We start from the raw sequence: 26,270 nt of genomic DNA, 5'->3' as shown, positions 1-26,270 counted from the left end.
CGCCTGACCTGGCCTCCCGCACAGAAGGGACATCCACGGGTGCCCAAGAACCGCCTGGAAGCGTTCAGCGACGGCGTGCTCGCCATCATCATTACGATCATGGTGCTGGAGCTGAAGGTGCCGGAAGGCCACAGCGTCTCCGCGCTCCTGCACACGACCGGCCTCGCGCTGCTGACGTACCTGCTGAGCTTTGTCTACTTAGGAATCTACTGGAACAACCACCACCACATGTTCCACCTCGTACGCAAGGTGAACGGTGGGGTGCTGTGGGCCAACCTGGCCCTGCTGTTCTGGTTGTCGTTGCTGCCGTTCACGACGGCGTGGCTCGACGAGTCCCACTTCGCGCGCACCCCGGTCGTCGTCTACGGGCTGAACCTGCTCGCCGCGTCGGTCACGTACGTGGTGCTGCAGACCGTCATCATCCGGCAGCAGGGACCGGCGTCGCCGCTGCGCGCGGCGGTCGGCCCGGACGTGAAGGGCAAGGCCTCCGGCACCCTGTTCGTCGCCGGCACGCTCAGCGCGCTGCTGATCGGCGGCGCCGGCGTGGTCGTCGCACTGGCGTGCTTCGCCACCGTCGCGGTCCTGTGGATCGTCCCCGACCGGCGCATCGACCGGGCGGTCCGCGAGCATCGGACCCCGGAGGAGGACCCGCGGCAACCGGTCAGTTTCTGAGAAGCGCCAGCTCCGGGTCGGTTCCTAGCATGAGAATCGACCTGATCGAGACCGCACCGGAGGCTGGGATGACCGCCAAGAAGAAGACGACCGCGAGCTACGACGGCTTCAGCGAGGAGGAGCGCGCCGCGATGAAGGACCGCGCCGCCGAGCTGAAGAAGCCGGCTCGCAAGGGCGCGGACGGAGAGGCGGACCTCCTCGCGAAGATCGCGGAGCTTGGGGCGGCGGACCGCGCCATCGCCGAGCGGCTGCACGACATCATCAAGAAGAACGCGCCGGAGCTCGCGCCACGGACCTACTACGGGATGCCGGCGTGGGCCAAGGACGGCAAGGTCCTCTGCTTCTACCAGCCGGCGGAGAAGTTCAAGACGCGGTACGCGACGTTCGGCTTCAACGACGGCGCACACCTCGACGACGGCACGATGTTCCCGACGGCCTGGGCGATCACCGAGCTCACCGCGGCCGACGAGAAGCGGATCGCCTCGCTGATGAAGCAGGCCGTCAGCTAGTTTGCGTCGGCGTTGTCCCATGGACGCATGGGCGACGACATCGAGCGACGGCTGGCCTCGGCCGCCGAGGCACTCCGGGAACACGAGGTGGTCGGCCGGCGCAGCGCGGACCTGCGCCGGCGCGCGGACGAGCTGACGAGGCAGCTCGCGACGCTGCGGACCCGGGCGGTCGCCGAGCAGCTGGACGTCGACAAGCTCGAGGGTCTCTCGCTCACCCGCGTCCTGGCCTCACTGCGCGGCTCGCGCGACGACCGGCTGGGACGGGAACGGGCGGAGGCCGAGGCGGCCCGCTACCGGGTGGCCGACGCTTCGGACCGGCTCGCGGCGCTCGAGCGTGAGCAGGCCGCGGCACGCGCCCGGCTCGCCGAGCTCGCACCCGCACCGGCGACGTACGCGGCGGCTCTCGACGAGAAGGAACGGCTGCTGGCGGCGTCGGCGGATCCCCGCCGGGTGCGCCTGCTGGAGCTCGCCGACGAACGCGGCCGGCTCCGGGGCGAGCTGCACGAGATCGCGGAGGCGGTCACGGCGGCGCGGATGGCGGCCGACGACCTGGCGGTCGTGCGCGAGGGGCTGCGGGGCGCGTCCGGCTGGTCGACCTACGACACGTTCTTCGGCGGCGGTGTGCTCAGCAGCGCCATGAAGCATTCCCGGCTCGACAGGGTGGCGGCCGCGGCGGCCCGCGCCGATCGCAGCCTCGCGGTGCTGCGCACCGAGCTGGCCGACGTCCCGTCCGCGGAGGCGACGGCTCCGCAGCTAGCCGTCGACGGGCTGACGCGCTTCGTCGACGTCTGGTTCGACAACATCTTCACCGATCTGGCCGTGCGGAGCCGCATCCAGCGCGCCCAGGAGAACGTCGCCCGGTGTGGGGCGATGGTGGACGACGTGCGGCGCCGGCTGGAGCGGCGGACCGCCTCGGCGCACGAGCGACTGGCGGCGATCGCGGCCGAACGTCGCGAGATCCTAGCGCGACAGTAGGCAAGAGATATTGACGGACGTCGTACGACGGTGATCTGATCGCGATCTCAGAACATTCTTCATGTTTTCTGGAGGTCGCATGCGTCGTCCCGCGTTCCTGGCCGCCACCCTCACCGCGCTCGCCGCGGGGGTCGTCGCCGTGCTCGGCAGCAGTCCACCCGCATCCGCCGCGCTGCCGACCGCCGCCGTGGCGCTGGGCGACAGCTTCGTCAGTGGTGAGGGTGCCGGCAGCTACCAGGCCGTCACCGACCTCAACGGGGTCGCGCAGGGCTTCCCCGGTTGGTCGGCGGCCAACAACAACGCCTTCTTCTGCCACCGCTCGGCGAACGCGTCGATCCAGCAGGCGGCGCTGCCGGGCATCTCCGCCCGGTTCAACCTGGCCTGCTCCGGCGGGCAGCCCTACGACATCGCCTCGGCGTCCGCCAGCCGGACCAAGGGCCGCACCGTGGCCTCCCAGCTCGACCAGCTGCGCGCCGTCGCCCAGACCCACGACATCGACCTGGTCATGATCGGTCTGGGCTCCAACAACAGCCAGTTCACGTTCGGCAACGTCGCGGAGAAGTGCGCCAACCGGTTCATCGCGGACGCGTGGACGGGCTGGTGGGAGTTCTGGGCCTACATCAACGGCCCGGTCGAGCAGGCACCCTGCGCGACCAGCGACCTGGCCACGGACGCCCAGCTCGCGGCCGCCACCGCGGAGACGGTCGCCGCCGTACGCCAGATCGTCGACACGCTCCGGCAGGTCGACGCGGACGGGCAGCACCGGATCGTGCTCCAGGACTACACCAACCCGCTGCCGTTCGACCTGGCCCAGCGCTTCTGGACCGAGGACGGGCGGGCCGACGACCGGGACAAGTTCCGGGACCTCGGCGCCGAGCGGTACGCGGCCGGCTGCCCGATCCACCGCGCGAGCCTGGCCGCGGGCCACTGGTTCTCCGGCGGCCTCGGGAACATCGTCCGCACCGGACAGACTGTTCTGAGCTCGGAGTTCCCGGGCGAGGACATCGTCTATCTCAACGTGCAGCGGGCCTTCGACGGGGCGCGGCTCTGCGAGACGGACGCGAGCCCGACCGGGGCGCTGGCCACCCCGATCCGGCTGCAGGACGGGCCGACCGGCGTGCCGGTGACCAGCCTCTCGGGCAAGGACAAGATCGCGATCCAGCGCATCGCCAACACCTGCGCCACGTACTTCCAGACGTGCCAGGAGTCCTGGCACCCGAACGCCGCGGGCCACCAAGTCCTCGGCCAGTGCCTGGCCGCGGCGGCGACGACCGCCAACCGGAGCATCGCCTGCGTACGACAGGCGGACGGGCGCATCGCGTTCAGCTGAGTGATCGGAGCTGGCCCTCACCGTTCGGTAGGGCCAGCTCGCTCAGTCGCCTCCGCACCCCGTCCACGTCGCCGTGGGGAAGGTCGCTCAGGATGCCCAGCGCCGGGAGCGGCGTCGGAGCTTGGTCCGCGCTCAGCCGGCCGGTGGGTTCTCCTCCTCGCGCGCGTAACGGGCCGCGAGGATCGCGCCGAGGCCCGGCTCGGCGATCTGGGGACGGTAGTACTCGCTGGCGGCCGTCCGCAGCAGAAGCAGCGACGGGATCAGCACGGTGAGCAGCTCGCCGGTGGTCAGCAGGCTGCGAGCGACGGAGTACCAGCCGGGCACCAGGGCGTCCCAGGCCGCCTCGACCACCGAGTCGGTGCCGTCGGTGGGCGGGACCTCCGGGTTGTTCGCGAGGCCGACGCCGAGCAGGTAGACCGCTGCGACGGCGGCGACCCAGACGGCGATCCGCGCGGCCTGCGAGCGCCGCCGAACCGCGGCGGCCAACGCGCCGAACGCCACGATCACGCCGACGGCGACCACAAGGTTGACGTTGAGCGCGCCCCGCATCTGGTCGACCCACACGTCCGCGTCGTCGACGGCCCGCTCCACCAGGACCGCCAGCGTGCTTGGCGCGGCGTCGTCGAAGTGGCCGATCGCGAGCCAGGTCGCGACCACGTCGAGCGCGCCGAGCACGGCCGCGCAGACGAGCAGCACGGACGCGATCGCGACGGGCCGCGGCGGGTGGTTCGTGCCCACGCTGTTGGCCTCCCTAGTTGATCAAAGGACGGCAGCGTACGCACGCCCGAAGACCGGGCACAATCCCTCCTGTGGCCATTGACGCCTACACGGACGAGTGCGGCGCACCGCAGGTGCCGCACAGCTGCGGCGAGCTCTTCGAACGGCTGCTCGCGCTGGACCACTCCCGCCAACCGCCCTGGGGTCCGCTGCACGGCGTCGTCGTGGCGTGCTTCTTCCTCCAGCATCCCGCCCATCCGCTCGCGCCGCAGGGCCGCGACGACGCGGGGTGGGCGTTCCTGGTCGCGTACCAGTCGGGTGGTCAGGCGGGTCTGCACGCGATGACGGACAGCGCCCGCCGGCGCAACTCCCACCGACACCGCGGTTCAGCGCTCTTCCAGGCGGCTGTCACGTTCCCGGAAGGCCCTTTCCCCACGAGCTTCGGCACCACGATCGTCGACGTGGCGGTGGACGGCAGCTTCCCCGCCGAGGGCTACGAGCACCGCGTCGAGGCGTGGGCCAAGGCCACCTTCACCGCCTGGACCGCTGCGCGATGAGTTGAGCGGCATCGGGTCGGGGTCAGGCGGGGCGGAGACGCCGGGCGCGTAGGACCGTGTCGTTGCGGTGGTGGGTGCCCGGCGGTGGCGGGGTGGTTCGTGGGCGGGACTCGTTGGTCAGGATCGTCCAGTCGTCGTCGAGCATCGCGGCGATGTCCGTCGGGTGCCAGTAGTCGGCCGGGTCGAAGCCGTGGTCCTCGCCCAACGGGAGGTCAGCCGGGTCGTGGCTGGCGACGAGCAGGATGCCGCCGGGCGCGACCGCGCCGATCAGGCCGCGCGCGCCGGTGTCGCCCGCCTGCTTCGGCAGCGGGAAGTACTGCGCGGTGACCAGGTCATACGTTCCCGGCGGTCGCACCTGGTTCAGGTCCAGAACGGTCCAGGTCACCCGGCCGGCGAGCGCCGGGTCGGTGGCGGCGGCGCGGTCGAGGGCAGTCCGGGAGATGTCGACCGCGGTCACCTGCCAACCGTGGTGGGCCAGCCAGCGAGCGTCGGCGCCCTCACCGCAGCCGACGTCGAGAGCCCGGCCGGGCGGCAGGTCGCCGACCTCGGTGACGAGGACACCGTTCGGTCGGCCGCTGAAAAGCTGGTCACGGCTGCCATAGAGGTCGTCCCAGAACTGGGCGCCCATCGGGTTGGTCATGAGACCAACCTTCCGGCCTTCGCGACCGCCCGCCAAACCTGTTTGCCGGAACAGCAAATCAGCGGGTGACGCACAGCCGCTCGGGTACGGCCCACCATTGGTCCGGGCGGTCGACAACGACCGCGGTCGGGCCTTCGTCCAGGACGCGGGCGTAGCGCAACAGCAACGCGGCGATCCCCGCGGCGCCCTGCATCCACGACGTGCTCGGCGGCAGCAGCGGCGGGTCCTGCCGGTACTCCACGAACCGCCACCGCGCCCCCGCCTCGTCGCGGATCGCGCGCTCGACCAGGGCGTCGGCCATCGTCCGGACGCCAGCCATGAGCTCCGCCGCGTACGCCTCGTCCGTGGTGTCCTGGGCCGCGTCGAGCAGGATGTCGGCGACGCCGGCCGTGCCGCAGCAACGCCCGTCGTTGTCCCAGAAGCCGGGCCGCAGCCGCGCCGGGAGGCCGGACGTCAGCACCGAACGCAGGCAGCGCCGGCGTAGCTCGTCGACCCCGAAGTCGCCGACCCGCTCGACCCCCGCACGGGCCAGGGCGGCGAACACCTGGGAGGTGCCGGCGGGGCCGTGGCACCAGTTGTACGTCACCGGCTCCACCTCCCGCTTCGACCGCGGGATCGTGTGCTCCACGACGAGCCCGCCGTTGTCGAGCGAAGCGATGCTCAGCAGGTGCTCGGCGCCCTGCCGCGCGGCTTCGACGAAGTCCGGACGGTCGAGGGCGCGCCCGGCCACCGCCAGCGCCGACGCCACGCCGGCGGTGCCGTGCGAGAAGTTGGGGTTGCTCGACGGGTAGCCCGGCCACATCCGCCAGTCCAGGCCGGCCCCGGTCGGCTCGGCCACCCGCAGCAGCGCCTCTCCCCCGGTCGTCATGAGCGCGGCCGCGGGCTCGCCACCGGCCCACGCGGCCGTGAGCACCACCCCGGCGCTGCCGGAGACCACGTCCGACAGGGGGCCGGTCGACCTGCCCGGAGCCGGCTCCCAGCCCGCGGGCGTACGCAGTTCGGCCAGCCGTACCATCGCGAACCGCTCCTGCCCCGGAGCCAACAGTCGTAGCGCCATCACGTAGCCGGCGAGGCCGTCGTAGAGCGACGGGTCGCTGCTGTCCGACAGGCCGCCCAGCCGGTCGACGACGCCGGCCACCAGTGCCGTCTCGGCGTCGTCCAGCGCGCGATGACGGCTGAGCTCGGCGAGCACGGAAGCCAACCCGGCGATGCCGGCGTAGAGCGAGTCGCGGTCCCCCGCCGGCTTCGGCGGGTCGTCGCCGACCACGTCCGGCAGCCACGGCCCGTCGTCGTCGCGGACCTGGCCCAGCACCCAGGCCCAGGCGGCCTCGCCCAACTCGCGATACGTCGATGCACCTGACACGCCGCCACCATAACGACACCGGTCGCGGCGTGATCGGGGCCACTCGGCCTTGCCATGGGAGCGGTCTGAAAGGTCCGATCTCCGGATGTACGCGTCGACGACCACCATCCCCCGCGAGGTCCTGCGGGCGCGGACGGCCGTCGCCGTCGTCTTCGGCCTCAACGGCCTGGCGTTGTCGTCGTGGTTCGCCCGGGTGCCGGCCGCCCGGGACGCGCTGGAGCTCAGCGCGGGCCAGCTCGGTCTGCTGCTGCTGACGGTCTCCGCCGGCGCGGTGGCGGCCCTGCCGGTGGCGGGCGTGGTGACCCACCGGCTCGGCGCCTCACGGACCGTGGCCGCGGTGACGGTCGTGGCATCAGCCGGACTGGCGCTGGCCGGTGTCGGCGCCGGTGTGTTCGGGTCGCCGCTGCTGGTCGGCGTGGGCCTGTTCGCCCTCGGCTACGGCAGCGGCACGTGCGAGGTCGCCATGAACGTCCAAGGCGCCGCCGTCGAGCGCCGAATAGGCCGCACGATCATGCCGCGGTTCCATGCGGCATGGAGCCTGGGTACGGTCACCGGAGCGCTGGTCGGCGCCGGATGCGCGCGGGCTGACGTGCCGATCGGCGTGCACCTGGCGGTGGCGGCGGTCGCCATGGCCCTCGGGACGCTCCTGGCCGCCCGCTGGTTCCTGGCATCCACATCGGATGGTGTCACGGAGGCCCCCCGTCCCCGGGTGTTGGACGCGTGGCGCGACCCGCGCGTCCTGCTCATCGGCCTGTTCGTGCTGGTGATGGGCTTCACCGAGGGCGCCGCCAACGACTGGCTGGCCCTGGCGTTCGTCGACGGCCACGAGGTCAGCGAGGCGGCCGGCGCGGCGGCGTTCGGGGTGTTCGTCGTCGCGATGACCGTCGGCCGCACGACCGGCACCACCGCGCTCGACAGGTGGGGTCGAGTCCCGGTCCTGTTCGCGACGATGCTCGTCGCGGCCGCCGGCGTCGTGATCGCGGTGTTCTCCAGCACGGCGGCGGTCGCGCTCGGCGGGGTGGCCCTGTGGGGCCTCGGCGCCTCACTCGGCTTCCCGGTCGGCATGAGCGCGGCGGCCGACGACGAGGCAGTGGCGCCGGCCCGGGTCAGCGTCGTAGCGGTCGTCGGGTACACGGCGTTCCTGGCCGGACCACCGCTGGTGGGCTTCCTCGGCGACCACGTCGGCATCCTCCACGCCCTGCTGGTCGTGCCGCTCCTCCTGCTGCCGGCCCTCGTCCTGCTGCCGTCGGTGCGGGAACCGAGCGCCGAAAGGCGCACGACATGACGGACGGACCGCGGTCCCGCGTCAGCGGGGAGATGATCACCGCTGCGGCGCACACGGGCCTCGTCGAGGATAGCTATGGCGCCGGCTCCAGGATCACGACGGCCGTCTCCTTCGAGCGCAGCGCCGCGTAGCCGTCGAGGTCCTTGTCCACCTCCCGCCAACGGTCCCACAGGCGGGCTCGCTCCGCGCCGGTCGCCGCGTACCCCCGGACCTGGCGCGACCCGCCCGGCAGGTCGATCCGGGCGTTCGGGTGCGCTTGCAGGTTGAGCCACCACGCCGGCTCCGCCTCGCCCCAGCCGTTCATCGCCAGCGTCACGAGGTTCGGCCCGTCCTCGAGATAGCCGACCAGCACCGAACGCTCCTGGCCCGTGCGCCGGCCCGTCGTGGTCAGGCGCAGCGTGCCCCACCGGCTGCCGCGCGGCCGCCACAGGCCGAGCTTGCCGAAGGTGAGTCGGTAGATGCCGCGGTGGATGTGCCACGCCGTCACGACGACCCAGCGTGGCGGGAGTTTGACAGACATGACTACAGCGTGTCGGACGCCCGCAACTCCGGGTCGGCTCGCATGTGCCAGGCGTCGCTCACGAGGTCGCGCAGCCGCGCGACGTCCACTGTGGCTAGCCGGAGCATGACGAGCGGGAGACCGTCGTACGCCGGTGTCGTGAAGAAGGTCTCGGGTTCGCCCAGCAGGAGCGCCTGCTTCTCGGCCTCGTCGCCCACGTAGAGGACCGCGATGTCGGTGCGGATGACGCGCGGGCGGCCGGGTTGACGCTCCGGATAGGACCAGACGAAGCCCTTGTTGCCCACCCGGAAGTCGAAGCCGTCGCTCTCGATCTCGACCACGTGCGGCAGGGCGAGCGCGAGGGTGCGAACGTCGTCGGCGTCGGCCACCGGAACAGGCTAGCCGGCCGGCCACGTCCCGGACGTGGTGGCCGCCTGGTAGGTGCGGCGCAGGAAGTCCAGCAGCACCGCGTCCGGATCATCAGCGCTTCGGACCGAGGCGTACGGCAGCACGAACTCCCCCAGCTCCTCGTCGTAGCCGGCGACACGGTCGCGGAAGCCGGGCGGCTCCGGATAGGCGTACGAGTAGAACAGCCCCTCGTCCCTGCCGCCCGGCCAGTAGCCGGCGCTGGACACCTCGTCGCAGTACGCCTCCCACATCACCCGGTCGGGGCAGTTGGGCACGCCGCCGGGGTGCCGCGGTGCCGGGCGGCCCGAGAAGCGGGTCACGGCCAGGTCGAAGGCGCCCCAGAAGAAGTGCACCGGCGAGACCTTGGCACGGTACTCGGCCCGGAACGTGGACAGGACCCGGTCGGCCGACACCAGCGAGGTCCAGAACGCGTGCATCGCGGCCGCGTCGTAGGAGTCGTGCGTGTGGTCCTGGTCGAACGGGATCACGTCGGGCAGCTCGACCGGCAGCGGGTTGATCATGACGTCGATGTCGAGGTCCGCGAGATGCGCCCGGTACTCGGCGTAGAAGTCGGCCACGCTGCGCGGTTCGAGCGCCAGTTGGCGGCTCTGGCCGGTCGTGGTGCGGAGGTCGAGGACGTGCGCCACGAAGTCGAAGGCGATCTCGACACCCCGGTCCTGGTACGGCATCAGCGACGTCGTCAGGCCGGTGCTGTTGACGTAGAGAGTGACGTTCCACCAGTGGTTGACCGGCGGCGCGAGCGCGAGCCGCGTCTTGCCCACGATCTGGGTCCACAGCTGGACCGTGTCGCGGGTCGGCTGCCAGGCCGCCACCGGGAGCGCGGGCCACCCGTCGGCTTCTCGCATCCCACCTATCCTAGTGCCCCGACGGGCGTACCGCCGTGCATTCTTCACTGCCGTCCTCGCAGCAGCGGCCCGACGCACCCCGACGCAGCGGAACGCGGCGCCCGCCTCGAATGCGACGTCGAACCGCCGTCAACCTGACCGGATCACTTCGTGCGCCGCCAGGAGTGTCGCAGCCAGCAGGGCCATCGTCGGGTCGGCGAAGTACCAGGCCACGGCAGCGACCAGCACGACCGTCAGCACGAGGCCGACGATGCGGCGCCTTGGCCGGTCGATGGTGGGTGCGAACCTGGAGGTGAAGGGTGGCGTCCGCCGGGCGGTGCTGCCCGGCCAGAGGCGGCCCACACCCGGGGCGTCCACCACGTACATCCGCCGGAAGCCGAGACAGCGCCGCAGTTCGACCGCGAACTCCGGCCCGCCCGGGGCGCCCGTCAAGGCCTCGACGAGGCGGCGGTCCCAGAGGATCCGCTGATGCCGTCGGTCGCCCCGACTGTCCACAATCTCCAGCCAGAGTGCGGCCCGGCCTACGAAGGGTGTGGCGATCAGGGCACGGGCGGCACCCGCCTCGGGTCGGCGTCGTGACGCGCCTGTGGCGAAGCGGCCCAGTCGCCAGGTCCAGACCACCCCGAGCACGACGGCGAGCAGGAACACGAACTGGCTCCAGGAGTCGCGTTCGATCACCCACAGGACCTCGAACGGGCTCTCGTCGAGCGGCAGCGCGAACCCGGGATCCCGCGGGTCGTAGCGGAACGGGACCCGGGTGCCTTCCGGGTACGCGGCCGGATCGTTCGGCGTCAGCCGCACCGTTGCCGTGTGTCCGTCCGGGGCCGTCACCGTCACGTCGACGCCGCGGTCGCCGGCCGCTGTCACGACCGCGTCGCCGGTCTGGCTGAGCCGGCTTTCCTGCGCCGCGTTGAAGCGGTTGTACTCGGCGATAGCGATCGTCAGCGCGGCCAGTGGCAGCAACCAGCCGACGACGACCACCTTCCAGATGACCCGATGGGGGCGGCGTGACTCCGTGTGCAGGACAACCGGCACCGCGACCGGGGCCGGGGCGGTGGCCGGTGCCGTCGCACGAACCAGGCGCGCCAACACGACCCCCGAAACCGCGAATCCCGCGAGCATGACGAGTCCGATGATGAGCGGGGTCGGAAACCTCTCGGACTCCAGCCACGCGGTGCTGCCGCTCGGGCCGGTCACCGACGCCCGTTCCGTGACGTCGCCCGGGTGCGAGCCGAGAAAGATCGGCATGATGTCGATCCCGGTGATCCGGACCGTGCCGTCGTCCGAGACGAAGGTGCCCGCGCAGCTCCACTCGTCGGGGTCGACCTCGTCGCAGGTGCTGACCCGGACCTGTCCGTCCACTCCCCCGTGGTGGGCGAGATAGCCTTCGAGCCCCCACACGGTGAAAATGACGCCGACGACGAGAGTCACCACCGTGAAGGCGGCAGCCTTGAGAACTCCCGTTTCCACAGAGCGGATTGTGACAAGGGAACGCTAGGATCCACCAGATCATGACCCGCTACGACGTCAAGCGCGAGCTCAAGTCGTGCTACGCCCCGAAGAACACCGACTGGGCCATGGTCGACGTGCCGGAGCAACAGTTCCTCGCCGTCGACGGGCGCGGCGACCCCAACACGAGCGCCGCCTACGCCCGCGCCGTCGAGGCGCTCTACACCGTCTCGTACACGATCAAGTTCACGAGCAGGAAGGACCTCGGCCGGGACTTCGTCGTCGGGCCGCTCGAAGGACTCTGGTGGTCCGAGAACCCCGAGGTGTTCACGAGCCGCGACAAGGACGCCTGGCAATGGCGGATGCTGATCAGCCAGCCGGACTGGGTCACCGAGGAGATCGTCGACGCGGCCAGAGAGACCGCGAGCAAGAAGAAGGACATCGTCGGCGTACGCCGCGAGGTGCTGCACGAGGGCGCCTGTGCCCAGGTGTTGCACCACGGTCCGTACGACGACGAAGGACCGATCCTGGCCCGACTGCACGACGAATACCTGGCGGCCAACGGCCTGCGAATGGCGGGCCACCACCACGAGATCTACCTCAGCGACCCCCGGCGCACCGAGCCCGCCAAGCTCAGGACGATCCTGCGTCAGCCCGTCCGGCCGAGGGCGTAGCGGGTGCAGGGCGGCGTTGCCGCCGAAAGTTATGGACTAAATGGTCCAGAGGATCAGTCGCGTACGAGGAATGACCTGATGTGCTCCAGCGCCATGTCCAGAGCGACTTCCATGGGTCCGACGTCGTGCGCGGCGTTCGCCAGCAGGTAACCGCCCTGCAGGGCCGCCATCAGACCCGTGGCGAGCTTCTCCGGGTCGGCGTCCTGCCGCAGCGCACCGCTTTCCCGCATCCGGTGCAGACCGTCACTGATCAGCTTTTCCCATTCGGCGAAGGTCTCCGACAGCATCGACCGGGACTGCTCGTCCTGGTCCGAGAGCTCGACAGCCATGGACCCGAGGCCACACCCGTACCTGCCGTTGTTGAGCGCGTTGGCCTGGACCAGGGCGTTGCGCCACCGGACCAGCCCGGAGAACGACCTCAGCCGCTCGAGCCCGCCGCGCTCGCGCTGGAGCACGAGCGCGCCACGGTATTTGACCAGCGCGCGCACGAGCTCCTGCTTGTCGGCGAAGTGGCGGTAGAGCTGGGACTTGCTGGTCTGACTCGCCTCACGGACGTCGTCGAGGGTCGTAGCGTTGACTCCGCGGACGAGCATCAGCCGGTTCGCCGCCTCGAGGATCCGGTCGCGGGTCGCCATCCCCCGCTGACTGATCCTCGGCTGCGTCGCCCGCTCGTCGCCCATCGGTGAAGTGTATCCAGAATAGGACCTCAGAGTCCATCTCCAGGATTTGACCCGCTGGCAGTCTGCGTTGGCATCCCGGCCAAGTGGACGATATGGTCCAGTCAGTGCGAGCAATCACCACGAGCAAGGAGCGCGATATGTCTGTTTCCTTCCCGCTTCCCGCGATCCCCGAGGATGTCGTCCCCGCGCTGGTCGAGCGGTTCAACTCCGGCGAGGTGGGCGCGATGCTGACCTTGTACGAGCCGGAGGCCGTGCTCGTCCTGCAGGACGGGAGAACCGTCATGGGCCACGCCGACATCGGTGCCCAACTCGAGCCCGACCTTCACCACGGTCTGCCGCTCCACGCCAAGGCCCGCCATGTGTTCGTCGCCGGCGACGTCGCCGAGATCGTCCTGGACTGGTCGATCGACGGCACGGGTCGCGACGGAGAGCAGGTGCACCTCGGCGGCTCGGCATGCGATGTCGTGCACCGCGGCGCGGACGGATTCTGGCGGTACGTGATCGACAACAACGCCGGGACAGCGGTACGACAGCCCGCCTGAGGGCGGTAGTGGACACAGGGAGGTGCCAGATGAAGGCGATTGTGGTGAAGGACGAGGCCGCCGGTACCGCCGGTATGACGCTGGCCGACCGACCCGAGCCGGAGCCCGCGATCAACGACGTGCTCGTGGAGGTGCATGCCTCGGGCTTCACGCCGACGGAGTTGACGTGGCCCTCGACCTGGACCGATCGGCTCGGCCGTGACCGGACGCCCACGATCCCGGGTCACGAGCTGGCCGGCGTGGTGAGCGCCCTCGGCTACGGCACGAGGGGGCTGTCGGTGGGGCAGCGGGTGTTCGGCCTCACGGACTGGACCCGCGACGGCACGCTGGCGGAGTACGCGGCCGTCGAGGCCCGCAACCTCGCACCGCTGCCGGCCGACGTCGATTTCACCGTGGGCGCCAGCCTGCCGATCTCCGGCCTGACCGCGTGGCAGGTCCTGTTCGAGCACGGTCGCCTCCGGGCGGGACAGAGCGTGCTCGTGCACGGTGCGGCCGGCGGCGTCGGATCGATGGTGACCCAGCTCGCGCGAGAGGCGGGCGCCTACGTCATCGGCACCGGACACGCCGGCCACCGTCAGAGCGCGCTCGACTTCGGCGCGAAGGAGTTCGTCGACCTCGACAACGACCGGCTGGACGACGTCGGCGCCGTCGACCTGGTCTTCGACGTGTTCGGCGGAGACATCGGGACGCGATCCGCGGCGCTGGTGCGCTCCGGTGGAACGCTGGTGACGGTCGTCGGCCCGCCGACGGCGCGGCCCAAGGACGGCCTGGCGATCGACTTCGTCGTCGAATCAGACCGCACCCAGCTGAACGAGCTCGTCCGGCGCGTACGCGACGGACGCCTGCGGACGGCCATCGGCACCGTCGCGACCCTTGACGACGCCGCCGCGGCGCTCAATCCCACCGAGCGGCCCAAGGGAAAGACGATCATCCGCGTACGCCCGTAGCCGCCGGCAGGCGGACCAGGAAGCGGCACCCGTCGACGGTGTTCTCGACGTTGACGCTGCCGCCGTGCGCCTGGACCAGACCATGGACGATCGCGAGCCCGATGCCGCCCGAGGCGGTCGTGCCGGCGCTCGGCGGCGTGCGGGCGGGCTCTCCCCTGAACGCGACGTCGAAGACGTGTGGCAGGTCCACCGGCGGGATGCCGCCGCAGGTGTCGGCGACGGCGAGCCACGCGGCGTCGTTCTCCTGGCCCGCCTCCACCCGGACCGTGCCGTCCTGCGGCGTGTAGCGAACGGCGTTGAGCACCAGGTTCGCCACGACGCGGGCGAGCTCGGGCTCGCTGGCGGTGACGGTGGGCCAGCCGTTCTGCGCGGCCTCGAGCCGGATCCGCCGGGCGGCCGCCAGCGGCGCGGCGGTGGCCAGCGCGTCGGAGACGACGTCGCCGAGCGGCACGGTCGAGAGGGAGAGCCGCAGCGCGCCGGCGTTGATGCGGGACAGCTCGAACAGGTCGTCGACCAGGCGGGCCATCCGGTCGGACTCGATGCGGATCCGCCGGTGGTATTCGGCGACCGTCACGGAGTCGTCCACCACGCCGTCCTCGAGCGCCTCGGCCATGGCGCGCAGACCGGCCAACGGCGTACGCAGGTCGTGGGAGACCCAGGCGACCAGGTCCCGCCGGTCCTTCTCCAACCGGCGCTCGCGCTCGCGGGCGTGGTCGGCCCAGACGGCGGCGGCCGCGAGCCGCCGTCCGAACGCGACGCCGATGCCGAGGCTCACCACGGCGGCGGCCGACACGGTGACGACCACGACCTCGAGGTCGTGGGCGGACAGGAACATCGCCTCGGCGACCGCGGTCACGCCCGCCACGACGGCCGCGACGGTGGTCGCCAGCAGCACCGTCACGTGCACCGTGATCGAACGGCGGCGCAGCAGCCGCAGGGCGCCCGCGCCGAGCACGCCGACGGCGAGCGCCGCACCGAACGCGAGCAGGAGGATCAGGATCAGGTCACGCACCGGCGTGCCCGCCCGGCTCGTACCGGTAGCCGACGCCCCAGACCGTGACGATCCGGCGCGGTGTCGCCGGGTCGGGCTCGATCTTCTCGCGGAGCCGCCGCACATGGACCGTGACCGTGGACTGGTCGCCGATGCTCCAGTGCCACACCTGTTCCAGGAGCTCGGCGCGGGTGAACGCGCGGCCGGGCTGGCGGAGGAAGAACGCGAGCAGGTCGAACTCGCGCAAGGTCAGCGGCAGCTCGACGCCGTCGCGGTACGCGATCCGCGGGCCGGTCTCGACCGCCAGGTCGCCGTCGCGGAGGACCTCGGGGCGATCGGGCGCGGCGGGTGCGCCGGCGCGGCGGAGCACCGACTGCACCCGCAGCACCAGCTCGCGCGGCGAGAACGGCTTGGTGAGGTAGTCGTCGGCGCCGAGCTGGAGGCCGACCAGCCGGTCCTGCTCGGTGCCGAGGGCGCTGAGCATGATTATCGGTACGCCGTCGGGCCGCCCCCGCAGGCGCCGGCAGACCTGGAGCCCGTCGATGCCGGGCAACATGAGGTCCAGCACCACCAGGTGGGGCGACTGCTCGGCCACCGCGACGAGCGCCGCCACGCCGTCGGAGGCATGGCTGACCTCGTAGCCCGCGTGCTCCAGGTAGCGGCAGACGACGTCGCTGACCGTCTGGTCGTCGTCGACGACCAACACCCGCTGCGTCACCCTCGACCTGCCACGAAGCCCGCTGCCATGCCGCAAGGTTAGCCAGCACGCGAAGGCCGGTGACCCCGGCAAATCTTGCGGGTTCCTTACCGCGTCTCGCATCGCGGGTACGGACAGCGCCGTACTGGTTACGCTCCGACGGTGAGTGTCGTGCTGGTGGTGGCGAAAGCGCCCGTCCCCGGATTGGCCAAGACCCGGTTGTGCCCGCCGGCCACACCGCGCCAGGCGGCCGAGGTCGCGCGAGCCGCCCTCCTGGCCACGGCGGCGGCGGTGCGGGCGACGGTGGCCACGCCTGTGCTCGCCCACACCGGCGTGTTCGCGGACGCGGTCGGCCGGGCCGACCTGCGGAGGGCGTTCGCCGGGTGGCGACGCTTCCCCCAGCGCGGCGACGGGCTCGCGGCGCGCCTCGCCAACGCGCACGCCGAGGTCGCCGCGGCCCTGCCCGGTCGGGCGGTGGTGCAGATCGGCATGGACACGCCACAGGTCACCCCGGCGCTGCTGGACGCCGCGTCGCGCCGGCTGGACGACGCCGACGCGGTGATCGGCCCCGCCTCGGACGGTGGATGGTGGGCGATCGGGTTCCGCGACCCGCGCCACGCCGAGGCGGTGCGGGCGGTGCCCATGTCGACGGCCGCGACCTACGAGCGCACCTGGAACGCGCTCGCCGCGCGCGGACTGCGGATCGCGGAACTGCCGACGCTGACCGACGTCGACGACTGGCCGGCCGCCCGCGAAGTGGCCCGGCTCATCCCCGACACGGCGTTCGCCGACGTCGTCCGGCGGGTGACGGCCGGCGCGGGTGCGCGGGTCACCAGGTTGTGAGCAGGACGTGGTTGACGACGATCGCGGTCAATGCCTGCGCGGCGAGCCAGCCGCGACGGCCGCCCGCCGGCAGAAGCACGGCGCCGGCCGGCAGCCAGACGACGAAGGGCAGCCAGATCCGCTCGACCTCGGCCTTGCTCATGCCGGACGCGTCGGCCGCGACGACGGCGAGGACGGCCGCGAGCGGAAGCACGGCGGTGGCCGTCGACCATCGGCGCCGCCAGACGGCGACCACCACCCGGCGCACGACCGGCGCCATCGCCGGACCGGCGCACAGCGTCACGCAGGCGATGTTGGCCCAGACCCAGTAGAGGTATGGGCGGTCGCTGGCGATTCCCTGGTAGTAGCGCTCGACGAGCGCGTGGTAGCCGTCGAGCCACCAGAAACCGGCCAGCGTGAACGCCGCGACCACCAGCGCCACTCCCCCGGCCGCCCAGAACAGCGGCGTGACCCGGCGGGCGGCGACCAGCACCGCGACGGCGATGGGCGCGATCAACACCAGGCCGTACGAGAGGTAGCACCCGAAGCCCAGCACGACGCCGGCGACGACGGCGAGCCAGCGGCCGGACGGTCCCGCGCGGGTCGCCGCGACGGCCAACAGGGCGATGCCGCCCGCGGTGACGCCCGTGAACAGGCCGTCCGCGGAGGCACCGATCCAGACCGCGCCCGGAAAGAGCACGAGGAAGGGTACGGCCACCCGGGCAGCCTCCTCGGTGCCGAGAGCCCGGACGGCGACGGGCACGGCCACGACGGCCAGCGACCCGGCGAGGACGCACACGAGCGCCGCCCATGCTCCCCCGCCCAGCCCGACCCGGTCGAGGGCGACGAACACCAGGAGCGCGCCGGGTGGGTGTCCGGCGACGTGGGTGGTCCACGAGTCGGGCTGGAAGTCGAGGATGCGGTCGGTGAACCCGCGCAGCGTGGCCGGCACGTCCGCGACACCGGGCACCTCGGCGAGATATTCGTGGGGCGTGGCCAGCCGGCCGGCGAACCCGCGCTGCCAGCCGTCGACCATGGCCAGGGCCATCGTCCAGGCCACGGCGGCCACGTATCCGGCGCCGAGCAGCCGCCGCCAGGGCAGCCGGGCGGCCAGGGCCGGGCCGTGCCAGATGACAGCGGCGGCGATCAGCAGCACGACCGGCGTGCCCGGCCCGACGTGCGGCAGCCAGCGCGCGAACAGCGGAGCGGCCAGCCGCACCGACGGCACACCGGTCACGGTCGGCTCGGCGAGCGCGACGAGGGCGGCGACGCCGACGAGGGCGACGGCCACGCCGGCGGCGAGCACGTCCGCGCGGGTGGATCCATCAGCCGGCCGGGTGGTGCCGACGGGTGTCGCGCGCTCGCGCGAAGTGGTCACCGGTCAGCCCCGCAGCGGCGCGTACGCGAACTCGGCGATCCCCTCCACCAGCGGAATCCGGGCCTGGAAGCCGAGCTCGGCCACGGCGCGGTCGGGCGCGGCGACCACGTGGCGCACGTCGCCGGCCCGGAAGTCGCCGGTCACCAGCGGCGCCGGACCACCCATGGCGTCGGCCAGCGCGGTCGCCATCGTGCCGATGGTGGTGGGCCGGCCCGACGCGACGTTGTACGCCCGGAAGCCGGACGGGACGGCGCTGGCCGTGAGCGCGGCGAGGTTCGCGGCGGCCACGTCCCGGACGTGCACGAAGTCCCGCCGCTGGCCCCCGTCCTCGAAGACCCGCGGCGCCCGGCGGGCCTCGAGCGCGGACCTGAAGATCGCTGCCACGCCGCTGTACGGGGTGTCGCGCGGCATCCCCGGCCCATAGACGTTGTGGTAGCGCAGGGCCGTCGCCGAGCCTCCGGTCTGCCGCGCCCACACCGCGGCGAGGTTCTCCTGCGCGAGCTTGGTCACCGCATAGACGCTGCGCGGTTCGAGCGGGGCGTCCTCGTCGACCAACCCCGGCGACAGCGGCTCCGCACACCGCGGACAGGTCGGCTCGAAGCGACCGGCGGCGAGGTCCGCCTCCGCACGGTGCGCCGGCCGGACCGCGCCGTGCACCGGGCACGCGTAGGCGCCCTCGCCGTAGACGACCATCGAGCTGGCCAGCACCAGCCTGCCGATGCCCGCTCTGGCCATGGCCGCGAGCAGCACCGCCGTGCCGAGGTCGTTGCAACCGACGTACTCGGGAAGATCGTCCAGATCCACGCCCATGCCGACCATGGCCGCCTGGTGGACGACCGCGTCGACCCCGGCGACCGCGGCCCCGACGGCGTCGGCGTCGCGCACGTCGGCGACCACCAGCGGCACGCCGGCCACCGTGGACGGGAGCGGCGCACGGTGTGCCGCCGGATGGCCGACGTCGAGCACCCGCACGTCATGTCCGGCCGCCGTCAGCGCCACGACGACCTGAGAACCGATGAAACCGGCGCCGCCGGTAACGAGAACGCGCATCACCTGATCGACCGTAAGGGTCCTGGCGCCGGAAACCAGGCATCGCCGCCGCGCGTAATTGGTTCCTAATATCTTGGTCTGTGATTCGTAAGGGTTTACGGACGGGTTTGTCAGTACGTTGAATGACCATGACGGACGTCGTACTTCCCTGCCTCGACGAGGCCGCGGCCCTGCCCTGGCTGCTCCGTCGGATGCCGCCCGGCTACCGCGCCATCGTGGCCGACAACGGGTCCACCGACGGGTCGCCCGAGATCGCCGCCGCTCATGGCGCGATCGTCGTCACCGCGCCGGAGCGCGGCTTCGGAGCGGCCGTCCACACGGGATTGACCGCCGCCGACCCCGCCGACGGCCTGGTCTGCGTGATGGACGCCGACGGGTCGTTCGACCCCGCCCAGCTCCCGCGGGTCGCCGACCCCGTGCGCGCCGGGCACGCCCGACTCGTGCTGGGCCGCCGCCGCCCGACGACCGCCGGTGCCTGGCCCGCTCACGCCCGGCTCGCCAACGCGGCCCTGGCCTGGCGACTGCGCCGGACCACGGGATTCGACCTGCACGACCTCGGCCCCATGCGGGCCGCCCGCCTCGCCGACCTGCTCGCGCTGGACCTGCGCGACCGGCGGTTCGGCTACCCGTTGGAGATGGTGGTCGAGGCCGCGCGGGCCGGCTGGACGGTCGCCGAGGTCGACGTCGACTACGCGCCACGTGCCGCCGGGAGCCGCTCGAAGGTGACCGGCACCGTGCGCGGCACCGCGCGGGCCGTTCGCGACATGTCCAAGGTCCTCGCCCGATGACGGTGGCGCCGGCGTTCGACGCCGTGCTGCGCGCCGCGGCCGTCGGCGCCGACCCGGGAGCCCGGTTCGTCGACGGTGCCGGGCGGTGGCGGCGGCTGGATCCGTTGGCCTGGAACGCGAAGGAGATTCCGGGCGACGCTGGCCTGCTGTCCCGTACCACCGGGTCCACGTTGGACGTCGGCTGCGGACCGGGCCGGCTGACCGCCGCACTCGCGGGCAGTGGCCGGTTCGCGCTCGGCATCGACGTGAGCCGGGCGGCCGTGCGGTCGACGCGCCGACGCGGTGGCCGGGCGATGCTCGGTGACGTCTTCGCGGGGCTGCCGCTGGAAGGGCGTTGGCACAGCGTCCTGCTCGCCGACGGCAACATCGGCATCGGCGGGGACCCGGTGCGGCTGCTGCGCCGGTGCGCCGGCCTGCTGGCGCCCGGCGGCCGGGTGGTGGCCGAGCTCGACCCGCCGGGGACGCCGTTCTGGGCCGGCGAGGTGCGGCTGCGCACCCACGGAGGTGCCGAGAGCCCGCCGCTGCGCTGGGCGTACGTCGGCGTCGACGACATCGCCGCCGTCGCCGCGTCAGCGCGCACGCGGGTCCAATCGACGTGGACGGAGGCCGGTCGATGGTTCGCGACCCTGACCCATCGGTGACCCCCGAACCCGGTGCGCGGTCCCGGACGGCCGGTCGGGCACGGGCGGTGCTGCGCTGGCTGGACGAGCCGCTGCCGGCGCCACCGGCCACCCTCCGTCGTGGGCCGTTCCGCAAGGGAGCCTTCCCGTCCAAGCTGCGGTCCGCGCGCCTGACCAGCTTCCTCGGCCTGGCGCTCGCCGTCGCGTTCGGGACGTGCTTCGTCACCGGCCTGCTCGACCACCTCATCCAGCACCCGCCGGGCTGGTTCCACTGGCCGGCACGACCGATCTCGCTCTTCCGGGTCACCCAGGGGCTGCACGTCGCCACCGGACTGGCCACCATCCCGCTGCTCGGCGTCAAGCTGTGGTCGGTCTACCCACGGCTGTTCCGCTGGCCACCAGCGCGCGACCTCGCGCAGGCGGTCGAGCGGCTCAGCGTGCTGGTGCTGATCGCCGCCGCCCTGTTCCAGCTCGTCACCGGCGTACTCAACATCGCTCTGTGGTACGGCCCGATGCACTTCTTCTTCCCGAGCGCGCACTACTGGACGGCGTGGCTCGCGATCGGCGCGATCGTCACGCACATCGGGGTCAAGCTGCCGCTGATCAGGGCCGGCCTGACCCGGCGTCCGCGCGGCACCGTGCCGCCGGGCACGCTGACCAGGCGGGGACTGCTGGCCGCCACGGCCGGTGCGGCCGGCGTCATCACCCTTGCGACGGTCGGCCAGACGGTCGCGCCGCTGGCGCCGATCTCGTTGCTGGCACCGCGCCGCCCGCGCACCGGCCCGCAACAGCTGCCGGTCAACCGCACCGCCGGGGCCGCAGGTGTCCGGACGTTGGCCGTCGACCCGGCCTACCGGCTCGTACTCGACGGCCCGGGCGGCACCACCGAGCTGTCGCTCGCCGACCTCGAAGCGCTCCCGCAGCACACCGTCTCGCTGCCGATCACGTGCGTCGAGGGCTGGAGCGCCGACGCGGTCTGGACGGGCGTACGCCTGCGCGACCTGATGGCGCTGGCGGGTGCCGAGGCGCGCGGGTTCGAAGTCTTCGCCGAGTCGCTGGAGACCGCGGGGCTCTACCGCAGCACGACGGTCGACCCGGCGCACGCCCACGACCCGCTGACGCTCGTGGCGCTGCGGTTGCGCGGCGAGCCGCTGCACCTCGACCACGGCTACCCGGCCCGGCTGATCGCACCCAACCGCCCCGGGGTTCTGCAGACCAAGTGGCTGGCCCGGCTCACCGTGCGGCCGGCGCCATGAGGTGGACCCGCCGGATCCTCGTCGGCGCCGGCGTGGGAGTGATGGCCTACGCGCTGTTCGGCGCCGCCACCGACCCCGCCACGGAGCCGGGCGGCCAACTCGCGTTCCTCGCGGCTGTCGTCGTCGCCCATGACGCGATCCTGGTGCCGCTGACCATCGGGCTGGGCGTCCTGATCGGACGGTTCCTGCCGATCGCGGTCCGCCGGCCGGTCCGGGTCGCGGCGATCATCAGCCTGGCGGTCACCCTGATGGCGATCCCGTTCGTGCTCGGTCGCGGCCGCCGGGGCGACGACCCGTCGGCGCTTCCGCTCGACTACGGCCGCGGACTTCTGATCATCCTCGGCATCGTCTGGGCCGTCACCCTTGTCGCGACCCTGACGGCACGGCTACGGAGCCGAGCTGACCCGCCACCGGGTCAGAGCTGACGTCGTACGCCCGCAGGCTGACCCGCACAGGATGCTGTTCCTGCTCGGTCACCCGATTCCGCCGCGTGCGGAGGTGAGCTTGCCGAGCAGTTGGTGGCAGGTCAGGGCACGCTGGGCGTCCTCCTCGCGGACCTTCTCGATGAACTGGCGTACGTCGTCGTGGCCCTCCGCGTCCTCGAGGTACGTGGCGTACAGCGTCGTGGCCTTCAGCGCGTGATACTGGATGCTGACGAGGTCGTAGACGATGTCGTCGGCGGGCGAATGTGACTCGGCCATGACGTCACTCCTTCCCGGGCGTCTCCCGTCCGCGTACCCGTAAAGCTGGGAATCAACCGGCCGGTTCGTGTCGATGCCAGTGGTTCTTGGTTGCCAATCTTCACGGCGCACTTGTGCTCAGCGGCTGGCCGCCGGCGCGAGGCTGGCGGCGCCGAACGAGACCGAGAAGCGTTTGCACCAGATGGCGGCGCTCGTCAGGTGGTCGAGGTCCGTGCGCGCCGGGATGGCGTACGTCTGGTCGCCCTTGTTGCCCTTGAGCTTTCCGAGCTCCACCCAGGCACCGTCGTCGAAGACGCGCCATCCCCGGGAGCCGGACCGCACCGGCTGGTCGGACAGCCACACCCGCAGGTCCGGGCCGTCGGAGGTGTCGAGGCCGACCAGTTCGAGCACGTGCGACCCGTCCGCGTTCCGAACGATCCGCGCCAGCCCACTGGTGTCGTGCTCGTGGCTGACGAACCGGCCCTGCCGCACGACCGACGGCCCAGACGGCGACGCGGACACTGCGGGCTCGCTAGCCGCCGCCGGGCTCGGCGACACCGGGACGGCGGCCAACAACTCGTTGACCTCACGGTCCGTGGCGAGTTTCCAAGGCTGGAACCAGTAGAGGGCGATCCCGGTGCCGGCCACCAGGACCGCCACCGCGACCCACACCAACGGCCGACGAACCAGACGCGCGATCACCCCACGAGTACACCGCACTCCAGTCAGGAAAGTCCTTACCGAACGGTGACACTCCGCGTCTGCGGCATCGACAGCCGGGCGGACTACGCTGACCCTGGATCGGACTAGCGCTGGCATCTCACTCTCTGGGAGAACCACATGCGCAGGACCAGTATCGGCGCGTGCCCGCTCCGCGCCCGTCTCGATCCGCGCCTCTTGCGATTCAGCGCCGGGGCCACAGCAACCGTCCTCGCCGTTGTACTGCTTGTCGTTGACGTTGCTCGACCATTGGCTCTCGGCCTGCTCGCCTCCCAGGTCGCCGTATTCGCGTTCACCGCGTTCGTAAGTTTTCAGTGGTCGTTGTGGGCGCAGATCTTCGCCCGTCTCATCTGGCCGCGGCTCGCAACGCCAGCCGAGTTGGAGGATGCTCGGCCGCCGAGATTCGCCCAACTCATCGGCTTCTTCCTCGCCGCTCTGGCGCTGATCACCTTCTCTTCTGGCGTCGATGTCGCCGGCTACAGCCTCACCGCCCTCGCCTTCGGCTTGACCGCTCTCAACGCAACCACCGGGGTGTGCCTGGGCTGCAAGGCCTACCGTCTGATCCGCCGCCTGAAACCCGCCTGAGCCGGGTCGATCGCGACCCGCCGGCCGGCGTCGACGAACACCTCGCGCAGAGCTGGTTCGACGCCGAACGCGACTATTGGGTACGGCCGTTCGCTCGGCGTAGCCGCTCGCCAAGCGCGGAGTGCAGCGCTTCGTCGAGGATCTGGTACGCGGGGTCTCGGGTTAGCCACAGGAGCTTGTGCCGACGTCCGTCAAGCATCCGTAGCCGCAAGCCGTGGGCGGCGAAACCTCGAACGAGCCGCGCGTCTGCGACGTCGGCAAACGCGATGACCTTGTTCGTCGGGTGTTCGGCCAGCAGCCCATCCAGGTCGAACTCGGTGACCTCAGCGCGTTCCAGTGGCTGGCTTACCGTCGGCCCTAGCTCATGTGCGATGGTCTCTTCGAGACTGAGCCGCTGCCGGATCAGCCCGGTCGGCGTGAGCCACAGCTCCCCATGGATCCAGTCCAACCACCCGGTCGTGCAACTGCGGGTCACACACTGAGCCACGTTCATGGATCGCCATCGTACGAGGTAAACCTCGCCGCACCATCGGTCGTGGACGCGGCGCGGGCGGCGGAATCGCGACAGATCAGGGTGTCTCGGCCAGTCGCCGGGCTGCGGTGATCCTCACGAAATAGCGCCGCCAGTGCGGGCCGGGGATCCACGGCACGTCATCGAACTTCCAGTCGACAGGGTCGAGGTCCTCGCGGGTGACTCCGTATCCATGGAGCCAGGCGTCGAACGCCTGGTCGGAGTCGGCGACGGGCGCCGGACCCGCGACCAGGTCGAAGAACACATGGTCTTCGCTCGTCACACGAGCGAGCAGATCGGCACAGGCGTCCGCCTCGTGCTCGTGAACGTTGAGCGAGAGCTCCCCACCGCGCTCCGAGTGGAAGACGGCCCAGCCGTCCGGTCGTCGGTCCATGACAATCGCGTCGTCGAGATGGACGCCGAAGAGGTGGTAGCTGCCCTCGCGAACTCCCAGGGCGTCCAGGTAAGCCTCCAGGTTTTCGCGGGTCTCCGGCTTCGCGACGTGGTCGGTCACGGGCCGATGGTCCCCGTCCTCCGCAACAGAGCGGCCAGGGCGCTCATGTCGCGTGAGCCGTAGCCCTCCTCGACCGCCTCGGCGACCAACCCGGCATTGGCCGCGAGTTGGGGCATGCGGGCGCCGACGCTGGTGGCCAAGGCGTCTATCAGGCGCAGGTCCTTGGCCACCAGGTCGAGCGCGAACGCCACTCCCGCGGCGTCGGGGTTGACGTAGGCGTCGCGCTTGTACGCCACGAACGGCGCCGCGACGGCGCTGGCCGTCAGGACGTCGTAGGCGGCCGTTCGGTCGACGCCCGCTCGTTCCGCGAGCACCAGGGCCTCGGCCACCGCCTGGTTCAGGCCGTGGATGACCGAGTTGACGACGAGCTTCATCGTGGCGCCGGCTCCCTGCGGGCCGAGGTGCAGGATGCGGCTCGCGAAGGTGGACAGGACCGGCCGCGCGCGCTCCAGTGCCGAGGCGGGGCCGCCGACCAGGGCCGTCAGCGCTCCCTGCGCGACCAGCGCCACGCTGCCCGACACCGGGGTGTCCAACAGGTGCGCCTCACCCACCGCCGACGCGAGCTCGCGGACCGTGTCCGGGTGGATCGTGCTCGTCTCCAGGACGACGGTGTCCAGCTCCAAGCCGCGGATCAGGTCGGCATAGACCTCTCGGACCGCTTCGTCGTCGGACAGTGAGACGACCACGAACGCCGCACCGCGCGCCGCTTCCCGGGGTGTGGGGGCCACGACGGCCGGCAGACCGGCGGCTCGCGCGGGCGTGCGGTTGTAGACCGTGACCGGGTGGCCGGCGCCGGCCAGGCGGCCGACCATCGCGGCGCCCATCCGGCCGGTGCCGATGACCGCGACCGGTGCGGCCCTCACCGCCACCCTCCGTCGACGACCAGGTCCACGCCGTTGACCCCACCGTTCTCCAGCAGGAACACCGACGCGTCGACCACCTCGGCCATCGTGGCCAGCCGGCCCGAAAGCGTGTTGGCGACTACCGCGTCGAGCGACTTGCCCGTCCAGAAAGGACTGTCACCGACGATGCCCGGGTGGATCGAGTTGACCCGCGTCGGGGCCAGCTCGCACGACAGGGTGCGGACCATGCCGAGGACACCGGCGTTGATGGCGCTGACGGTCGTCGAGCCCGGATACGGCCTCACCCGGGCCATCCCGCCGAACAACAGGACCGAACCCGCACCGGTGAAGCGGCTCTTGAGGGCGTGCACGACAGCGGTGTAGCCCACCAGCTTCAGCGTCACCAGAGCGAGGGCGGCTTCGATGTCGTACTCGCCGATCGTGTTCGAGTCGCGTTCGATCGCCGCGAGCACGACGTGGTCGACGGCACCCACAGGCGAAAGGGCGGCGGCCACCCCGCGCGGGTCCGTCAGGTCCAGCGCGAGGCCGGTGACCGGCCCACCGATCTCGGCCGCCACCTTCGCCGACCGCGTGGCGTCGCGCCCGGTGAGGACCACGTCGCGACCGCGCGCCGCATAGGAGGAAGCTATCTCTCTGCCGATGCCGGCGGTGCCGCCGACGATGAGCACCGTGCCGGCCATGG

The 26,270-nt window shown here is 71.9% G+C and carries 33 protein-coding genes; 15 read left to right on the top strand and 18 right to left on the bottom strand.

Annotated features, from left to right (window positions below; translation table 11 throughout):
* Nucleotides 1-39: 39 nt before the first annotated feature.
* From AB0J88_RS07635 to AB0J88_RS07620, 4 genes are all read left to right on the top strand, one after another.
* Complete coding sequence (locus AB0J88_RS07635) at nt 40-672, top strand: TMEM175 family protein (RefSeq protein ID WP_364347353.1); 633 nt, start codon at nt 40-42, stop codon at nt 670-672.
* 68 nt (nt 673-740) lie between these two features.
* Nucleotides 741-1,181 carry a DUF1801 domain-containing protein gene (locus AB0J88_RS07630; protein ID WP_364347562.1) on the top strand — a complete coding sequence of 147 codons (441 nt, stop codon included), beginning with the start codon at nt 741-743 and terminating at the stop codon, nt 1,179-1,181.
* Nucleotides 1,182-1,208: 27 nt separating this feature from the next.
* Nucleotides 1,209-2,156 carry a hypothetical protein gene (locus tag AB0J88_RS07625; protein WP_364347356.1) on the top strand — a complete coding sequence of 316 codons (948 nt, stop codon included), beginning with the start codon at nt 1,209-1,211 and terminating at the stop codon, nt 2,154-2,156.
* A 79-nt stretch (nt 2,157-2,235) separates the two neighbouring features.
* Nucleotides 2,236-3,486, top strand: a complete 1,251-nt coding sequence (locus tag AB0J88_RS07620; RefSeq protein ID WP_364347359.1) for a hypothetical protein — start codon at nt 2,236-2,238, stop codon at nt 3,484-3,486.
* Nucleotides 3,487-3,618: 132 nt separating this feature from the next.
* On the opposite strand, the gene AB0J88_RS07615 is transcribed toward AB0J88_RS07620, so the two are convergent.
* Nucleotides 3,619-4,224 (bottom strand): hypothetical protein, encoded by a 606-nt coding sequence (locus AB0J88_RS07615; protein ID WP_364347362.1) that lies wholly within the window; start codon nt 4,222-4,224, stop codon nt 3,619-3,621.
* A gap of 71 nt (nt 4,225-4,295) precedes the next feature.
* Here AB0J88_RS07615 and AB0J88_RS07610 point away from each other — a divergent pair, with 71 nt between their 5' ends.
* On the top strand, nt 4,296-4,760 hold the full coding sequence (locus AB0J88_RS07610) for a DUF5946 family protein (protein WP_364347365.1): 465 nt from the start codon (nt 4,296-4,298) through the stop codon (nt 4,758-4,760).
* A gap of 22 nt (nt 4,761-4,782) precedes the next feature.
* Here the strand turns inward: AB0J88_RS07610 and AB0J88_RS07605 are convergent, their stop codons facing one another.
* Nucleotides 4,783-5,400 (bottom strand): class I SAM-dependent methyltransferase, encoded by a 618-nt coding sequence (locus AB0J88_RS07605; protein WP_364347368.1) that lies wholly within the window; start codon nt 5,398-5,400, stop codon nt 4,783-4,785.
* 58 nt (nt 5,401-5,458) lie between these two features.
* Entirely contained in the window at nt 5,459-6,763 is a 1,305-nt protein-coding gene (locus AB0J88_RS07600) for a lanthionine synthetase LanC family protein (protein WP_364347371.1), read from the bottom strand.
* 85 nt (nt 6,764-6,848) lie between these two features.
* Here AB0J88_RS07600 and AB0J88_RS07595 point away from each other — a divergent pair, with 85 nt between their 5' ends.
* Nucleotides 6,849-8,048: an MFS transporter gene (locus tag AB0J88_RS07595; protein ID WP_364347374.1), complete on the top strand. Its 1,200-nt coding sequence runs from the start codon at nt 6,849-6,851 to the stop codon at nt 8,046-8,048.
* A 73-nt stretch (nt 8,049-8,121) separates the two neighbouring features.
* Here the strand turns inward: AB0J88_RS07595 and AB0J88_RS07590 are convergent, their stop codons facing one another.
* The 4 genes from AB0J88_RS07590 to AB0J88_RS07575 form a co-directional block, all read right to left on the bottom strand.
* Nucleotides 8,122-8,568 (bottom strand): nitroreductase/quinone reductase family protein, encoded by a 447-nt coding sequence (locus tag AB0J88_RS07590; protein WP_364347376.1) that lies wholly within the window; start codon nt 8,566-8,568, stop codon nt 8,122-8,124.
* A gap of 2 nt (nt 8,569-8,570) precedes the next feature.
* A complete protein-coding gene (locus tag AB0J88_RS07585; protein ID WP_364347378.1) occupies nt 8,571-8,936 on the bottom strand; it encodes a hypothetical protein in 366 nt (121 codons plus the stop codon).
* A 9-nt stretch (nt 8,937-8,945) separates the two neighbouring features.
* Nucleotides 8,946-9,821: a DUF5996 family protein gene (locus AB0J88_RS07580; RefSeq protein ID WP_364347380.1), complete on the bottom strand. Its 876-nt coding sequence runs from the start codon at nt 9,819-9,821 to the stop codon at nt 8,946-8,948.
* A gap of 129 nt (nt 9,822-9,950) precedes the next feature.
* Nucleotides 9,951-11,291 (bottom strand): hypothetical protein, encoded by a 1,341-nt coding sequence (locus AB0J88_RS07575; protein ID WP_364347382.1) that lies wholly within the window; start codon nt 11,289-11,291, stop codon nt 9,951-9,953.
* A gap of 41 nt (nt 11,292-11,332) precedes the next feature.
* On the opposite strand from AB0J88_RS07575, the gene AB0J88_RS07570 reads away from it, so the two are divergent.
* Nucleotides 11,333-11,944 (top strand): GyrI-like domain-containing protein, encoded by a 612-nt coding sequence (locus AB0J88_RS07570; RefSeq protein ID WP_364347385.1) that lies wholly within the window; start codon nt 11,333-11,335, stop codon nt 11,942-11,944.
* Nucleotides 11,945-11,997: 53 nt separating this feature from the next.
* Here AB0J88_RS07570 and AB0J88_RS07565 read toward each other — a convergent pair whose 3' ends face one another.
* The gene (locus tag AB0J88_RS07565) at nt 11,998-12,624 is read right to left on the bottom strand and encodes a TetR/AcrR family transcriptional regulator (protein WP_364347388.1); all 627 of its coding nucleotides are present in this window, start codon (nt 12,622-12,624) and stop codon (nt 11,998-12,000) included.
* A 137-nt stretch (nt 12,625-12,761) separates the two neighbouring features.
* Between AB0J88_RS07565 and AB0J88_RS07560 the strand changes: the two genes are divergently transcribed.
* Entirely contained in the window at nt 12,762-13,166 is a 405-nt protein-coding gene (locus tag AB0J88_RS07560; RefSeq protein WP_364347392.1) for a nuclear transport factor 2 family protein, read from the top strand.
* 29 nt (nt 13,167-13,195) lie between these two features.
* Nucleotides 13,196-14,113 carry an NADP-dependent oxidoreductase gene (locus AB0J88_RS07555; protein WP_364347395.1) on the top strand — a complete coding sequence of 306 codons (918 nt, stop codon included), beginning with the start codon at nt 13,196-13,198 and terminating at the stop codon, nt 14,111-14,113.
* Here AB0J88_RS07555 and AB0J88_RS07550 read toward each other — a convergent pair.
* A complete protein-coding gene (locus AB0J88_RS07550) occupies nt 14,094-15,125 on the bottom strand; it encodes an ATP-binding protein (protein WP_364347398.1) in 1,032 nt (343 codons plus the stop codon). The two genes, AB0J88_RS07555 and AB0J88_RS07550, sit on opposite strands and share 20 nt — an antisense overlap.
* On the bottom strand, nt 15,118-15,822 hold the full coding sequence (locus AB0J88_RS07545; protein WP_364347401.1) for a response regulator transcription factor: 705 nt from the start codon (nt 15,820-15,822) through the stop codon (nt 15,118-15,120). Before AB0J88_RS07545 ends, AB0J88_RS07550 begins: the two co-directional genes overlap by 8 nt.
* 141 nt (nt 15,823-15,963) lie before the next feature.
* Here AB0J88_RS07545 and AB0J88_RS07540 point away from each other — a divergent pair, with 141 nt between their 5' ends.
* Nucleotides 15,964-16,644, top strand: coding sequence for a DUF2064 domain-containing protein (locus AB0J88_RS07540; RefSeq protein ID WP_364347404.1), 681 nt, complete (start codon nt 15,964-15,966; stop codon nt 16,642-16,644).
* Here the strand turns inward: AB0J88_RS07540 and AB0J88_RS07535 are convergent.
* The gene (locus AB0J88_RS07535; protein ID WP_364347565.1) at nt 16,631-17,860 is read right to left on the bottom strand and encodes a hypothetical protein; all 1,230 of its coding nucleotides are present in this window, start codon (nt 17,858-17,860) and stop codon (nt 16,631-16,633) included. The two genes, AB0J88_RS07540 and AB0J88_RS07535, sit on opposite strands and share 14 nt — an antisense overlap.
* A gap of 144 nt (nt 17,861-18,004) precedes the next feature.
* Nucleotides 18,005-19,051: an NAD-dependent epimerase/dehydratase family protein gene (locus AB0J88_RS07530; protein WP_364347407.1), complete on the bottom strand. Its 1,047-nt coding sequence runs from the start codon at nt 19,049-19,051 to the stop codon at nt 18,005-18,007.
* Between the two features lie 128 nt (nt 19,052-19,179).
* On the opposite strand from AB0J88_RS07530, the gene AB0J88_RS07525 reads away from it, so the two are divergent.
* Genes AB0J88_RS07525 through AB0J88_RS07510 form a run of 4 tightly spaced genes read left to right on the top strand, consistent with a single transcriptional unit; the run spans nt 19,180 to nt 22,140 of the window.
* Nucleotides 19,180-19,839 (top strand): glycosyltransferase family 2 protein, encoded by a 660-nt coding sequence (locus tag AB0J88_RS07525; protein WP_364347410.1) that lies wholly within the window; start codon nt 19,180-19,182, stop codon nt 19,837-19,839.
* Complete coding sequence (locus tag AB0J88_RS07520) at nt 19,836-20,480, top strand: class I SAM-dependent methyltransferase (protein ID WP_364347413.1); 645 nt, start codon at nt 19,836-19,838, stop codon at nt 20,478-20,480. Before AB0J88_RS07525 ends, AB0J88_RS07520 begins: the two co-directional genes overlap by 4 nt.
* Nucleotides 20,477-21,715 (top strand): molybdopterin-dependent oxidoreductase, encoded by a 1,239-nt coding sequence (locus tag AB0J88_RS07515; protein ID WP_364347416.1) that lies wholly within the window; start codon nt 20,477-20,479, stop codon nt 21,713-21,715. Before AB0J88_RS07520 ends, AB0J88_RS07515 begins: the two co-directional genes overlap by 4 nt.
* Nucleotides 21,712-22,140 (top strand): hypothetical protein, encoded by a 429-nt coding sequence (locus tag AB0J88_RS07510; RefSeq protein ID WP_364347419.1) that lies wholly within the window; start codon nt 21,712-21,714, stop codon nt 22,138-22,140. The genes AB0J88_RS07515 and AB0J88_RS07510 overlap by 4 nt, the downstream gene beginning before the upstream one ends.
* Nucleotides 22,141-22,188: 48 nt before the next feature.
* Here the strand turns inward: AB0J88_RS07510 and AB0J88_RS07505 are convergent, their stop codons facing one another.
* Nucleotides 22,189-22,416 carry a hypothetical protein gene (locus AB0J88_RS07505; RefSeq protein WP_364347422.1) on the bottom strand — a complete coding sequence of 76 codons (228 nt, stop codon included), beginning with the start codon at nt 22,414-22,416 and terminating at the stop codon, nt 22,189-22,191.
* Between the two features lie 117 nt (nt 22,417-22,533).
* Nucleotides 22,534-23,097: a DM13 domain-containing protein gene (locus AB0J88_RS07500; protein ID WP_364347425.1), complete on the bottom strand. Its 564-nt coding sequence runs from the start codon at nt 23,095-23,097 to the stop codon at nt 22,534-22,536.
* A 138-nt stretch (nt 23,098-23,235) separates the two neighbouring features.
* Between AB0J88_RS07500 and AB0J88_RS07495 the strand changes: the two genes are divergently transcribed.
* A complete protein-coding gene (locus tag AB0J88_RS07495; protein WP_364347427.1) occupies nt 23,236-23,700 on the top strand; it encodes a DUF4395 domain-containing protein in 465 nt (154 codons plus the stop codon).
* A gap of 73 nt (nt 23,701-23,773) precedes the next feature.
* Here AB0J88_RS07495 and AB0J88_RS07490 read toward each other — a convergent pair whose 3' ends face one another.
* The 4 genes from AB0J88_RS07490 to AB0J88_RS07475 form a co-directional block, all read right to left on the bottom strand.
* The gene (locus AB0J88_RS07490; RefSeq protein WP_364347430.1) at nt 23,774-24,193 is read right to left on the bottom strand and encodes a hypothetical protein; all 420 of its coding nucleotides are present in this window, start codon (nt 24,191-24,193) and stop codon (nt 23,774-23,776) included.
* A 76-nt stretch (nt 24,194-24,269) separates the two neighbouring features.
* Nucleotides 24,270-24,725 carry a hypothetical protein gene (locus AB0J88_RS07485; RefSeq protein ID WP_364347433.1) on the bottom strand — a complete coding sequence of 152 codons (456 nt, stop codon included), beginning with the start codon at nt 24,723-24,725 and terminating at the stop codon, nt 24,270-24,272.
* Complete coding sequence (locus AB0J88_RS07480) at nt 24,722-25,588, bottom strand: NAD(P)-dependent oxidoreductase (protein WP_364347436.1); 867 nt, start codon at nt 25,586-25,588, stop codon at nt 24,722-24,724. The genes AB0J88_RS07485 and AB0J88_RS07480 overlap by 4 nt, the downstream gene beginning before the upstream one ends.
* On the bottom strand, nt 25,585-26,268 hold the full coding sequence (locus AB0J88_RS07475; protein ID WP_364347439.1) for an SDR family oxidoreductase: 684 nt from the start codon (nt 26,266-26,268) through the stop codon (nt 25,585-25,587). The genes AB0J88_RS07480 and AB0J88_RS07475 overlap by 4 nt, the downstream gene beginning before the upstream one ends.
* Between the last annotated feature and the right edge of the window lie 2 nt (nt 26,269-26,270).

The organism is Asanoa sp. NPDC049475, assembly GCF_040676915.1.
Classification (GTDB): Bacteria; Actinomycetota; Actinomycetes; order Mycobacteriales; family Micromonosporaceae; genus Asanoa.
The sequence above is the reverse complement of the archived record's forward strand: the minus strand, read 5'-3'. Positions and strand labels throughout refer to the sequence as shown.

Bases quoted from the DNA above. Each gene is read 5' to 3' on its own strand.
- AB0J88_RS07590 (WP_364347376.1), bottom strand. From the start codon at position 8,568: ATGTCTGTCAAACTCCCGCCACGCTGGGTCGTCGTGACGGCGTGGCAC.
- AB0J88_RS07510 (WP_364347419.1), top strand. From the start codon at position 21,712: ATGAGGTGGACCCGCCGGATCCTCGTCGGCGCCGGCGTGGGAGTGATG.
- AB0J88_RS07605 (WP_364347368.1), bottom strand. From the start codon at position 5,400: ATGACCAACCCGATGGGCGCCCAGTTCTGGGACGACCTCTATGGCAGC.
- AB0J88_RS07495 (WP_364347427.1), top strand. From the start codon at position 23,236: ATGCGCAGGACCAGTATCGGCGCGTGCCCGCTCCGCGCCCGTCTCGAT.
- AB0J88_RS07555 (WP_364347395.1), top strand. From the start codon at position 13,196: ATGAAGGCGATTGTGGTGAAGGACGAGGCCGCCGGTACCGCCGGTATG.
- AB0J88_RS07475 (WP_364347439.1), bottom strand. From the start codon at position 26,268: ATGGCCGGCACGGTGCTCATCGTCGGCGGCACCGCCGGCATCGGCAGA.
- AB0J88_RS07490 (WP_364347430.1), bottom strand. From the start codon at position 24,193: ATGAACGTGGCTCAGTGTGTGACCCGCAGTTGCACGACCGGGTGGTTG.
- AB0J88_RS07625 (WP_364347356.1), top strand. From the start codon at position 1,209: ATGGGCGACGACATCGAGCGACGGCTGGCCTCGGCCGCCGAGGCACTC.
- AB0J88_RS07630 (WP_364347562.1), top strand. From the start codon at position 741: ATGACCGCCAAGAAGAAGACGACCGCGAGCTACGACGGCTTCAGCGAG.
- AB0J88_RS07530 (WP_364347407.1), bottom strand. From the start codon at position 19,051: ATGCGCGTTCTCGTTACCGGCGGCGCCGGTTTCATCGGTTCTCAGGTC.
- AB0J88_RS07595 (WP_364347374.1), top strand. From the start codon at position 6,849: ATGTACGCGTCGACGACCACCATCCCCCGCGAGGTCCTGCGGGCGCGG.
- AB0J88_RS07525 (WP_364347410.1), top strand. From the start codon at position 19,180: ATGACGGACGTCGTACTTCCCTGCCTCGACGAGGCCGCGGCCCTGCCC.
- AB0J88_RS07580 (WP_364347380.1), bottom strand. From the start codon at position 9,821: ATGCGAGAAGCCGACGGGTGGCCCGCGCTCCCGGTGGCGGCCTGGCAG.
- AB0J88_RS07570 (WP_364347385.1), top strand. From the start codon at position 11,333: ATGACCCGCTACGACGTCAAGCGCGAGCTCAAGTCGTGCTACGCCCCG.
- AB0J88_RS07620 (WP_364347359.1), top strand. From the start codon at position 2,236: ATGCGTCGTCCCGCGTTCCTGGCCGCCACCCTCACCGCGCTCGCCGCG.
- AB0J88_RS07565 (WP_364347388.1), bottom strand. From the start codon at position 12,624: ATGGGCGACGAGCGGGCGACGCAGCCGAGGATCAGTCAGCGGGGGATG.
- AB0J88_RS07505 (WP_364347422.1), bottom strand. From the start codon at position 22,416: ATGGCCGAGTCACATTCGCCCGCCGACGACATCGTCTACGACCTCGTC.
- AB0J88_RS07520 (WP_364347413.1), top strand. From the start codon at position 19,836: ATGACGGTGGCGCCGGCGTTCGACGCCGTGCTGCGCGCCGCGGCCGTC.
- AB0J88_RS07560 (WP_364347392.1), top strand. From the start codon at position 12,762: ATGTCTGTTTCCTTCCCGCTTCCCGCGATCCCCGAGGATGTCGTCCCC.